This is a genomic window from Klebsiella sp. RHBSTW-00215, from assembly GCF_014103785.1.
Taxonomy (GTDB): domain Bacteria; phylum Pseudomonadota; class Gammaproteobacteria; order Enterobacterales; family Enterobacteriaceae; genus Klebsiella.
The window spans coordinates 5,852,245-5,863,960 of sequence record NZ_JABXQS010000001.1; the positions used below are offsets into that span (position 1 = coordinate 5,852,245).

An 11,716-nucleotide genomic window follows, 5' to 3' on the forward strand; every position below is an offset into this window, starting at 1 on the left:
TTAAAATTATTCTCACAGAACAATACCATCATGAATAAAATAGAACGAAACATATGGAAGTTAAACAACCTTCCGCCGCTGGAATACTGTTCAATTTCGCGTGCACAAAAATTATTAAACTGTGAACTAGAAGATTTGCTTCACTGGCATGATATTGGAGCCATCAATCTTTGTCTTAAGTTAGGTAAAACACATGGGACATTAAAAAGTGCAATTAGACATGACATGGGCGGTAATAAGCCCTATTTTTATAATTCCTCAAATATTGATGAAGTCAGCAGAAGCGAGAGATCCTGGTCGCAGCATTCAAAAATAAATACTATCCTGACGCTTAATGAAAGTGAGCCCAATCTGGAGACCCAATACGGCTCTCCTGTAACACAGTTCAAACTCAAAGTTTCTGTTTCAGGCCTGTGGTACAGCCATTCCAGAAATTTAATGGAAATACTGGAGAATCCAGAAAACACTCTTTTAGAACAAAGAATAAGCATTATCTCTCCAGCAAGGAATGTCGTCTTTTGCCACTTTACTCCTGATGAGGATGAGAAGCCGACAATCTCGTTGAATAAGCTGTACATCACCAATCAGGCCATTGAAAAAATTTACGAGCATACAATCAGCAGCCGCCCCCTGGAATTCTCAGAAAAACCATTAAATATTTTTGAGGATAAGATAATTCACGATAATTCATTTATCCCACAGAACAAGCTTTTACTTGAATTCATCAATTACATCATTCGTTCCAACCCAGCATTCAGTACTAACATTCTGAATGCCACGGAGAACGTCAAAAGTAAAACATTCAGTATGGTAATGGAGAAACTCAGTGCCGAGGGGATGATCTCAAACTACATAGATACTGACAGCCCAACTTCAGGTACTCTTTTTAAATGATAACAAAATCATTTTGTCTGTATATTAAAATAAAAACCAGCATCGCAAAATTTTCTCGATGGAGCGATGCTTAAGATAAGCATAAAATAAATCATGTACTCAAACTTCACTTCATAACTGAACCCTAAAAATATTATTAAAATCAGTTATAACTGATTTTACATCAACCTGAGCGACACTCATCAGTGTGATTATGAAATCATCTTTTAATAAACATTAGCATTCGATAATTTGAGTTTTTCTTTATCAAACCTGGCTGCTGTATGAAGCACTGTCGTCACCATGTTGCAGACATCCAACATGGTGACGAGCACACGCCTTCTTATGAGCTTTGCAACATTCAACATGACTACTCAAGCAGGTCACCATAAGTTTCACCAGCTCACCGTTCTTTCACTTTTTGCCATAGGGCAGCAGGTACTTTAACGCCTTAAGCAATCCTTTAAAAAAACACCGTTTATCTAAAACGGGGGGCGAGTCTCCAAAGTTACCTGGAACTGAAAGAATCTCAAAATCAAGCAGCTACGCTGGTACGGAATTGGTCATTAGCAGCCGTCGCCAGAATAGAATTTAATACCAAGTGAAATTAATGTGTCGCCGAATCACGACAGTCGTAAGTAACTAAAAATTAATAAAAAAATGACTCTTGTCTCTCTCTTTTTTTAGGCGTACATTAGCGCCATCTGGAGCAGTTAGAGCACAGAATTGACAACTAACGCCAGCATCTGTTGGCGATAGTTAAAGCAGGCCATGAAAATTAAATTCATTTAGGCGTCTCGCAGAGCGCACGGAGTGATGAGTCGTGAAATACTTTTTGATGGGCATTTCTTTTATGGTCATCGTTTGGGCCGGTACTTTCGCCCTGATGATCTAGCCATAACGGTGTTAAAAAAGCGGGAGCCAACTGGCTCCCGCTTTTTTACTCATGGTTTTCGCTCGTTAGCTTCGTCGAGGCAGGGAGTAAGCCGTCTGCACGGAACATCGATTTGATGCCGCGTATGGCCTGGCGAATGCGATCGCGGTTTTCAATTAAAGCAAACCGTACATGCGTATCACCATAATCACCAAAGCCAATACCCGGCGAAACGCAGACTTTGGCATCCTGTAGCATTTTTTTGGCGAACTCCAGCGAGCCCATCGCCGCGTACTGCTCTGGGATTTTAGCCCACACATACATCGACGCCTTCGGACACTCCACCATCCAACCCGCCTCATGCAACCCTTTCACCAGCACATCGCGACGGCGCTTATACTGCTCGGCAATATCACGTACACATTGCTGATCGCCCTCCAGCGAAGCAATAGCCGCCACCTGCAGAGGGGTGAACGTCCCGTAATCGTGATAGCTTTTAATACGCGCCAACGCATTGACCAGCGTTTTATTACCTACCATAAAACCAATGCGCCAGCCTGCCATATTGTAGCTCTTGGACAGCGTAAAGAATTCAACGGCAACATCGCGCGCACCGGGAACCTGCATGATAGATGGCGCTTTCCAGCCATCGTAAACAATGTCGGCGTAGGCCAAATCGTGCACGACCAAAACATCATAGCGCTTCGCCAGCGCGACCACTTTCTCAAAAAACTCCAACTCGACGCACTGCGCAGTCGGATTAGACGGAAAGCCAAGGACCATCATTTTCGGCTTCGGATAGCTTTCCCGAATGGCACGCTCAAGCTCGTTGAAGAAATCCACACCTTCCACTAGCGGCACTGAACGTACCTGGGCTCCGGCAATCACCGCGCCATAAATATGAATTGGGTAGCTGGGGTTCGGTACCAGTACGGTATCGCCATGATCAAGTGTCGCCAGCATCAAATGTGCCAGCCCCTCTTTCGATCCAATAGTGACAATCGCTTCCGATTCAGGATCGATATCAACGTTATAACGCTCCTGATACCAACGTGAAATAGCGCGGCGAAGACGAGGAATCCCACGAGAAGTGGAATAACCATGCGTATCAGGGCGCTGGGCAACGGTGCATAATTTCTCAACGATATGCGGTGGGGTCGCACCATCGGGGTTACCCATGCTGAAATCAATAATGTCTTCACCACGGCGGCGCGCAGCCATCTTCAGTTCAGCAGTAATATTAAAAACATACGGGGGGAGACGATCGATACGCGTGAAACGGCGTTCAGGACTGAATTCAGCCATAGATTCCTCAGATTAACGTTAGCGCCCGGACCGTCCGAGCGACGCTGCCGCAGTTGCGACACGCTTAGAAAATAACCCGAAAAAATTCATGTTGTCGAGAGGGAAGATAAAAAATAATTGCTGGTGAATAAAACGGGCATCAGCGCCACTAAATACGGCACAAATCATGTCTGACTGAGTGAGTTCACCAATAAAAATTAACAGACTGATATCTTTTAATTTACTTCATTTATCTATAATAAGTGGAGATGATTGAATCCCCAGGATTCGCCATCAATCCCCTTTTATTTGTGGGACTTTTCCCTATTCTTGCCTTTGGCTAGCCTTCTGCTGCAAGGTTTTCTATCATATTCCTTTCTCGCGATTAACACGGCGTACACATGCACGAAATATTCACGATGCTGCTGGCAGTTTTTGACCGCGCGGCATTAATGTTGATTTGCCTTTTTTTCCTTATCCGTCTGCGCCTGTTTCGCGAACTTCTGCATAAATCCGCGCATACACCAAAAGAACTGCTGGCCGTTACCGCGATTTTTTCCCTGTTTGCCTTGTTCAGTACCTGGTCCGGCGTGCCGGTAGAGGGATCGCTGGTCAACGTGCGTATCATCGCAGTCATGTCCGGCGGTATCTTGTTTGGCCCCTGGGTCGGAGCGATCGTGGGCGTGATTGCCGGCGTGCATCGCTATCTCATCGATATCGATGGCGTCACCGCCATCCCCTGTTTCATCACCAGCATTGTCGCCGGCCTGCTCTCCGGTTTTATCAGTCGAAAAATCCCTAAAACGCAACGCTGGAAAGCCGGAATTCTTGCCGGGATGCTGTGCGAAACGCTGACCATGATCCTCGTCGTAGTGTGGGCCCCTTCTCTCTCGCTAGGAATGGACATTGTCTCCAAAATTGGAATCCCGATGATCCTCGGCAGCGTCTGTATCGGTTTTATCGTCCTGTTGGTGCAAAGCGTTGAGGGTGAGAAAGAAGCCAGCGCCGCTCGTCAGGCAAAACTAGCGCTCGATATCGCCAACAAAACGCTACCGCTGTTTCGCCATGTAAACAGTGAATCTCTGCGCCAGGTATGCGATATCATCCGCCGCGATATCAATGCCGATGCCGTCGCGATTACCAATACCCAGCACGTGATGGCTTATGTCGGCGTGGGAGAAATCAACTACCGTGATAACGACGACTTTATTAGCCCAACGACGCAACAGGCGATCCGCTATGGAAAAATCATCATTAAAAATAATGATGAAGCTCATCGAACGCCGGAAATTCACTCCATGCTGGTGATCCCACTATGGGAGAAAGGTGTGGTTACCGGCACGCTAAAAATCTATTACTGCCACGCGCACCGAATCACCTCTTCGCTGCAGGAAATGGCAATTGGCTTGTCGCAGATTATCTCCACCCAGTTGGAGGTTTCCCGCGCCGAACAGCTTCGCGAGATGGCAAATAAAGCCGAGCTTCGTGCACTACAAAGCAAAATCAATCCTCACTTTCTCTTTAACGCCCTGAACGCCATTTCATCATCCATTCGCATGAATCCGGACACCGCACGGCAACTGATTTTTAATTTGTCGCGCTATTTACGCTATAACATTGAATTAAAAGATGACGAGCAGATTGATATCAAAAAAGAGCTCTACCAAATCAAGGATTACATCGCCATTGAACAGGCGCGCTTCGGCGATAAGCTAACGGTGATTTATGATATTGATGATGAAGTGAGCTTCATGATCCCCAGCCTGTTGATCCAACCGCTGGTAGAGAATGCCATCGTCCATGGGATCCAACCGTGCAAAGGAAAAGGCGTGGTCACCATCGGTATTAATGAGTGCGGAAATCGGGTACGAATTAGCGTTCGGGATACAGGTAATGGCATCGACCCTGCGGTAGTCGCCAGAGTGGAAGCTGATGAAATGCCTGGAAATAAAATCGGTTTACTGAATGTTCATCATCGGGTGAAGCTACTGTATGGCGAAGGCCTGCACATTAGACGCCTGACGCCGGGCACCGAAATTGCCTTCTACATACCGACCCAGCATACGCCCCAGGCGGCGACGGAGTCGCTGTTATCATGAGTGGAAATAAGATGAAAGTCATCATTGTTGAAGATGAATTCCTGGCGCAACAAGAGCTCACCTGGCTGATTAACACCCACAGTCAGATGGAGATTGTCGGTACCTTTGATGATGGGCTGGACGTGCTGAAGTTTTTACAACACAACAAAGTTGACGCCATTTTTCTTGATATCAACATCCCCTCTCTGGATGGCGTTCTGCTGGCGCAAAATATCAGCCAGTTTGCGCACAAACCCTTTATTGTCTTTATCACTGCGTGGAAAGAACATGCAGTAGAAGCTTTTGAGCTAGAGGCATTTGATTACATCCTGAAACCGTACCAGGAATCGCGCATTATTAACATGCTGCAAAAGCTGACCAGCGCCTGGCAACAGCAGCAAGTCAGCACCGGTACGGGGGCGGTATCCAACCCAACGCGGGAAAACGACACGATCAATTTAATCAAAGATGAACGCATCATCGTGACCAGCATCCATGATATCTACTACGCCGAAGCGCATGAAAAGATGACGTTCGTTTATACCCGTCGGGAGTCGTTCGTGATGCCGATGAATATCACGGAGTTCTGTAACAAGCTGCCGCCAGCACACTTCTTCCGCTGCCATCGTTCATATTGCGTGAATCTGAATAAAATTCGCGAAATTGAACCCTGGTTCAACAATACCTATATTCTGCGGCTTCGCGACCTGGAGTTTCAGGTCCCGGTGAGCCGCAGCAAGGTAAAAGAGTTTCGCCAGCTAATGCATCTGTAGAGATGACCCGGATAAACGATTTATCCGGGTAAAAGGCGGGTTTAGAGAACCTGACCGAGAGTCTGACGCAGATGCGCACCGGAACCCAGCAGCCCAGGGTTGTCATGGACAATCAGATATACCGGGATATCCTGCACAAAGGCTTTAAAACGGCCTTTGTCTTCAAATCCACCGCGAAAACCGGAGGATTTAAAGAAGTCGAGGAAGCGCGGAACAATGCCACCGGCGATATATACGCCGCCAAAAGTCCCCAAAGTTAGCGCCAGGTTACCGCCAAAGCGGCCCATGATGACGCAAAATAGCGACAGCGCGCGGCGACAATCAATGCAAGTATCAGCCAACGCACGTTCAGTTACGTCTTTAGGCTGTAGGTTTTCCGGCAGACGCCCATCGGACTTCACAATCGCCCGGTAAAGATTCACCAGCCCCGGCCCTGACAGCACACGCTCGGCGGAGACATGCCCCAGCTCGGTACGCAGTTCTTCCAGAATAATGCCCTCTTCTTCGCTGTTCGGTGCGAAGTCAACATGGCCGCCCTCACCCGGCAGGCTCACCCAACGCTTATCAACATGCACCAGGTGAGCAACGCCCAGACCGGTACCTGCGCCATAGACGGCAATAGGTTTGCCTTCCACCGGTTGCGCACCGCCGAACTGAATCAGATGCTCAGCTTTCAGCATCGGAATCGCCATCGATACGGCTGTGAAATCATTAATGATTTCCAGATGAGAGAAGCCCAGATTCTTTTTCATCTCGGCAATAGAAAACGCCCAGGTATGGTTAGTCATCGCCACCCAGTCGCCGGTAATTGGGCAAGCAATGGCAATACAGCCGTCTTCCACCTTGACGTCGTGCTCTTCAAGATAGACCTGAACAACGGCCTCAAGACTTGGATAATCGAGCCCGGAATAGGTCTTGGCACGGGAGATTTCCCCGCTTGCAATATCACACAACGCCAGACGAGCATTCGTTCCGCCAACGTCCCCTACTAAAGCAAATTTTGTCATTCCGTTACGGCTCCGCTAAAGTCAAAATGATTCTTTTGGCACACTGTAAATTCATGACGCCTTAACAACAACGACCAACGCATAAGCACCCCTGGTTTAGCGATCTCCGTCACAGTTGCACTGTAATTCATGAAAAATTGTGAATCGAATATCTTACAATTGTCAGGCTGCATCTTTACTTTATCGTTTCAGCATCATTTGCATCGACGCCCATAAAACGCCAAGGCAATGAGAGCTCCAGGATACTTAAAAGGATACTATTCATGCTGCACCCACGCGCCAGAACGATGCTGTTATTATCGATACCCGCGATCATCATTGGTATCGCATCCAGCCTCGTATTGATTGTGGCGATGAAAGTTGCAGCTATTTTGCAAAATATCCTTTGGACTCGCCTGCCAGCGAGTTTTGGCATTAATGCCAGCGGCCCGCTCTGGACTATCGCTCTTCTTACCTGCACCGGTATCGCCGTCGGACTGGTGGTACGCTTTAGCCCGGGTCACGCCGGGCCAGATCCTGCGACAGAGTCATTAATTGGCGCACCTGTCAGCATCAGCGCGCTGCCGGGCCTGCTCACCGCACTGATCTTAGGTTTGGCTGGTGGCGTTAGTCTTGGGCCTGAGTATCCCATTATGGTAATGAATATTGCCCTGGCAGCCGCGCTTGGTACCCGATTATTCCCGCGAGTCAGCGCCCTGGACTGGACGATTCTTGCCGCCTCAGGCACCATTGGCGCGCTATTCGGTACTCCGGTTGCGGCTGCGCTCATCTTTTCGCAAACGCTCAATAGCAGCAACGATGTCCCATTGTGGGATCGGCTATTCGCACCGCTGCTTGCGGCGGCTGCAGGTTCACTGACCACCAGCCTGTTTTTTCATCCCCAATTTTCGCTTCCGTATCTTCCTGAATTGCGCTTTGTGGATATTATTAGCGGTGCCATCGTGTCACTTATCGCGATTGCCGTCGGTATGGTTGCCGTTTGGTGCCTGCCGCGCCTGCATACGCTGATGCAAAGCCTGAAAAACCCGGTATTAACCCTGGGGATTGGCGGCTTTTTATTAGGGGTGCTGGGTATCATCGGCGGGCATGTTACGCTGTTTAAAGGTCTGGATGAGATGCAGCAACTGGCGCTTAGCCTCACCCTGACCGCTAATGATTACATGCTTATTGCACTGGTGAAGCTGGCGGCGCTGGTGCTGGCCGCCGCCAGCGGCTTTCGCGGCGGGAGAATTTTCCCGGCAGTATTCGTCGGCGTAGCGCTTGGGCTGATGCTGCATGCACACGTTCCCGCCGTCCCGGCAGCCATAACCATCTCCTGCGCCATTCTCGGGCTAACGCTGGTCGTAACACGGGATGGCTGGCTTAGCCTGTTTATGGCCGCGGTTGTGGTCCCGGACTCTACCTTGTTGCCGCTGCTGTGTATCGTTATGCTACCGGCCTGGCTAATGTTAGCCGGAAAACCGCTAATGATCGCCAGGAAGCGCGGCGATTAAACGCGGCTGTTTCGCTCCTCCAGAGCTTGAGTAACCGCACGCAGAAAATCAGGGATATCCATTTTTGGCAGCATCACCTCCACCAGCGTCAGCCGGTCTGAGGTAACGCTGCTGGCCATCGCCTCCTCCAGTTCCTGCATACGCGCGACTCGCCAACAGCGGGAAGGAACATCAGGGGCGAAGGCTTCTGGCAGGCGATTCCAGTCCCAAAGCGCAATATCGTTATACCGTTGCTCGGGGCCGTGAATCGCACGCTCAACCGTATATCCCTCATTATTAAGCAGTAAAATCAGTGGACGTTGCTTATCACGCAGCATCGATCCCATCTCCTGAATAGTAAGCTGCGCGGCGCCATCGCCAATAATCAGCACCACTCTTCTGTCCGCCGCCGCTATTTGCGCCCCGTAGGCCGCCGGAAGGGTGAAGCCAATCGATCCCCATAGCGGCTGGACAATCAGCGTTGTGTTGGCAGGAAGCTTGAGTGCGGCGGCACCAAAAGCTGCGGTCCCCTGATCGGCAAGAATAATATCTCCAGTACGTAGTTGTTTCTGTACCGCGCTCCAGAAGTTTTTTTGCGTCAGACTGTCACCCGCTGCATTATCCACACCGAAGGCCGAAACCTGTGGGGGCAGCCACTCAGCCGCCAGGCTTGTGGCAAGATTAATAAGGATATCAAGCGCCTTATCCATCGGAACCCGGCTAAACCAATGGTCGCCGACTCGGACGGCAAACGGCTGGATTTCAATTGTTTTTTCCTGAGGAAGATGTTGAGTGAAACCAGCGGTGATGGTATCGGTAAATCGCGTCCCCACGCAGATTATCGTATCGGCATTTTCAATCGCTTCACGGGTTTTATCAGCGCTGGCGATCCCGCTGTAGGTTCCGACAAAACCCGGCTGCTGCTCATCAAAAAGCCCTTTCCCCATCAGCATCGTGGCATAAGAAATCGGCGTTTTCGCCACCCACTCTCTGAGCGTGTTTTGCAACCCATAACGCTGGGCGAGGAAATCAGCCAGCAGAGATACGCGACGGCTGCTTCTTAGCATCAACTCCGCATGCTCACGAAAGCCGATCAGTTGGTTCTCATCAGCGGGCAAGCTTTCTATAAGCAAACGACTGGCTGGCGGCGTAGCCTTTGCTTTTGCAACATCGGCGGGTAGCATCAGATAGCCAGGACGATAGTGAGTTAGCATCTCGCTCAATACGCGATCGATCTCATGGCAGGCATTTCCCGTCACCAGCACAGCTTGAGAGCAGGTAATGTGCTCACTCATACGCGAGAAATGGCTAAAGTCACCATCACCGAGCGTATGGTGCAGCAATTCACCACGCTGCTGCGCGCCGGTACAGGGGGCTCCCACGATATGCAGAACTGGAATATGCTCTGCATAGCTCCCGGCAATACCGTTAAGTGCGCTCAGTTCACCGACGCCAAAAGTAGTCAGTAGCGCGCCGGCGCCTTTGATACGCGCATAGCCATCGGCGGCATAGGCCGCGTTTAACTCATTAGCACAACCGACCCACCCTAAGTCCTGATGCGCAATCACGCTGTCGAGGAACTGTAAATTGTAATCTCCAGGGACGCCAAACAAGCGGTCAATGCCGCAATCTACGAGACGATCCAGTAGGTAATCGCCAATAGTGTAAGTCGGTTGCATATCCATACTCTCCTCTCGTGCAGGTAAGTTGAGTATTGAATACGCTGATGCGCTGTCCAGATTCCGCACCACAAATGTGGTGGAAAGCAAAATTTACGTGTTTGGGGAGTGTACTCAGCGGCAAACATTCTTTAGTGTAAACGTATACACACCCTGTTTTATCTGCGGAGGAAGTATGGTTTACCAGGCAAATGCGACGCGATATCAGACGATGGAATACCGCCGTTGCGGCCATAGCGGATTGAAGCTACCGGCTATATCTCTTGGACTTTGGCACAATTTTGGCGATGAAACTTTGGTGGAAAACAGCCGTCAGCTTCTGCGCCATGCATTCGATCTCGGCATTACTCATTTCGATTTAGCGAACAACTACGGGCCGCCTCCGGGTTCGGCGGAGAGCAATTTCGGTCGGATCCTGAGGGAAGATTTCTTGCCTTATCGTGATGAACTGATCATCTCCAGTAAAGCCGGCTACACCATGTGGGACGGGCCTTATGGCGATTGGGGCTCACGCAAGTATCTGGTTGCCAGCCTCGATCAAAGCCTGAAGCGAATGGGGCTGGAATATGTCGATATTTTCTACCATCATCGCCCGGATCCCGAGACACCACTTCAGGAAACGATGCGCGCGCTGGATCATATCGTTCGCCAGGGTAAAGCCCTGTACATCGGGTTATCTAACTACCCGCTCGAACAAGCCCGGGAAGCCGTCAGCATCCTCAACGATCTCGGCACGCCGTGTCTGATTCATCAACCCAAATATTCGATGTTTGAACGCTGGGTTGAAGATGGGCTTCTGGATTTCCTTCAAACCTCGGGGGTGGGAAGCATAGCGTTTTCACCGCTGGCGGGCGGTCAGTTGACCAACCGTTATCTACATGGGATCCCAGCGGACTCGCGCGCCGCCAGCGGCAGCCGTTTTCTACAACCGGATCAGCTCACTGATGACAAACTGGAGAAAGTTCGTCAACTGAATGCGCTGGCCGAATCTCGTGGGCAGAAGCTCTCGCAGATGGCGCTGGCTTGGGTACTGCGTGAGGAGAAAGTGACCTCAGTGCTGATTGGCGCAAGCAAAACCTCCCAATTGGATGACGCGGTTGGCATGCTGGGAAATCGCCATTTCAGCACCGAAGAAAATGCAGCCATTGACGCGATCCTTGCGGTGTAAACTCATTTTTACTTTAGCAAAAAGTGCTCTCCCTTGCGATTTAGGAGTTCAGCCGATGCGATGGGGCTTTACCGCCCCGTAATATCAGGTTAACAGGCCGACAACGGCCCCGATCGTGAAGGAGAAGAGTATGTTCAGGTCACTGATTCTGGCTGCAGTACTACTGGCTACAGCGCCATTGGTCGCTAATGCTGGTGAAATCACCCTGTTGCCATCAATAAAATTACAAATTGGCGATCGCGACAATTACGGTAACTACTGGGACGGTGGCGGCTGGCGCAACCGTGACTACTGGCGCAAAAACTATGAATGGCGTGATAACCGCTGGCATCGTCACGATAACGGCTGGCATCGCGGCTGGGATAAACGTAAGGCTTACGAGCGCGGCTATCGCGAAGGCTGGAACGATCGCGATGACCGACACGGCGGCCGGGGACGTGGGCCAGGCGGTGGCCGCGGGCATGGCCACGGGCATCACTAACAGCATGGGGAGCCAGATGGCTCCCCA

General features: G+C 50.1%; 10 protein-coding genes. 7 read left to right on the forward strand and 3 right to left on the reverse strand.

Going from position 1 to position 11,716, the window contains the following annotated elements:
* Positions 1 to 30 precede the first annotated feature (30 nt).
* Both HV127_RS27820 and ypdK read left to right on the forward strand, forming a co-directional pair.
* Positions 31 to 894 (forward strand): hypothetical protein, encoded by an 864-nt coding sequence (locus tag HV127_RS27820; protein WP_182240187.1) that lies wholly within the window; start codon positions 31 to 33, stop codon positions 892 to 894.
* A gap of 802 nt (positions 895 to 1,696) precedes the next feature.
* Positions 1,697 to 1,768, forward strand: a complete 72-nt coding sequence (gene ypdK / locus HV127_RS27825; protein WP_077777854.1) for a membrane protein YpdK — start codon at positions 1,697 to 1,699, stop codon at positions 1,766 to 1,768.
* A 45-nt stretch (positions 1,769 to 1,813) separates the two neighbouring features.
* Here ypdK and alaC read toward each other — a convergent pair whose 3' ends face one another.
* Complete coding sequence (gene alaC, locus HV127_RS27830; protein WP_182240189.1) at positions 1,814 to 3,052, reverse strand: alanine transaminase; 1,239 nt, start codon at positions 3,050 to 3,052, stop codon at positions 1,814 to 1,816.
* A 380-nt stretch (positions 3,053 to 3,432) separates the two neighbouring features.
* Here alaC and HV127_RS27835 point away from each other — a divergent pair, with 380 nt between their 5' ends.
* Together HV127_RS27835 and HV127_RS27840 are read left to right on the forward strand one after the other, a co-directional pair.
* A complete protein-coding gene (locus HV127_RS27835) occupies positions 3,433 to 5,130 on the forward strand; it encodes a sensor histidine kinase (RefSeq protein ID WP_182240191.1) in 1,698 nt (565 codons plus the stop codon).
* A gap of 11 nt (positions 5,131 to 5,141) precedes the next feature.
* The gene (locus HV127_RS27840) at positions 5,142 to 5,882 is read left to right on the forward strand and encodes a LytTR family DNA-binding domain-containing protein (RefSeq protein WP_182240875.1); all 741 of its coding nucleotides are present in this window, start codon (positions 5,142 to 5,144) and stop codon (positions 5,880 to 5,882) included.
* 41 nt (positions 5,883 to 5,923) lie between these two features.
* Here the strand turns inward: HV127_RS27840 and glk are convergent, their stop codons facing one another.
* Positions 5,924 to 6,889, reverse strand: coding sequence for a glucokinase (gene glk / locus HV127_RS27845; protein WP_182240193.1), 966 nt, complete (start codon positions 6,887 to 6,889; stop codon positions 5,924 to 5,926).
* A 263-nt stretch (positions 6,890 to 7,152) separates the two neighbouring features.
* On the opposite strand from glk, the gene HV127_RS27850 reads away from it, so the two are divergent.
* Positions 7,153 to 8,382 (forward strand): ion channel protein, encoded by a 1,230-nt coding sequence (locus HV127_RS27850; RefSeq protein ID WP_182240195.1) that lies wholly within the window; start codon positions 7,153 to 7,155, stop codon positions 8,380 to 8,382.
* Here HV127_RS27850 and HV127_RS27855 read toward each other — a convergent pair.
* A complete protein-coding gene (locus HV127_RS27855; RefSeq protein ID WP_182240197.1) occupies positions 8,379 to 10,040 on the reverse strand; it encodes a thiamine pyrophosphate-binding protein in 1,662 nt (553 codons plus the stop codon). The two genes, HV127_RS27850 and HV127_RS27855, sit on opposite strands and share 4 nt — an antisense overlap.
* A gap of 175 nt (positions 10,041 to 10,215) precedes the next feature.
* Here HV127_RS27855 and mgrA point away from each other — a divergent pair, with 175 nt between their 5' ends.
* Complete coding sequence (mgrA, locus tag HV127_RS27860) at positions 10,216 to 11,208, forward strand: L-glyceraldehyde 3-phosphate reductase (protein WP_182240199.1); 993 nt, start codon at positions 10,216 to 10,218, stop codon at positions 11,206 to 11,208.
* 130 nt (positions 11,209 to 11,338) lie between these two features.
* The gene (locus tag HV127_RS27865) at positions 11,339 to 11,689 is read left to right on the forward strand and encodes a DUF2502 domain-containing protein (RefSeq protein WP_181485411.1); all 351 of its coding nucleotides are present in this window, start codon (positions 11,339 to 11,341) and stop codon (positions 11,687 to 11,689) included.
* Positions 11,690 to 11,716 lie beyond the last annotated feature (27 nt).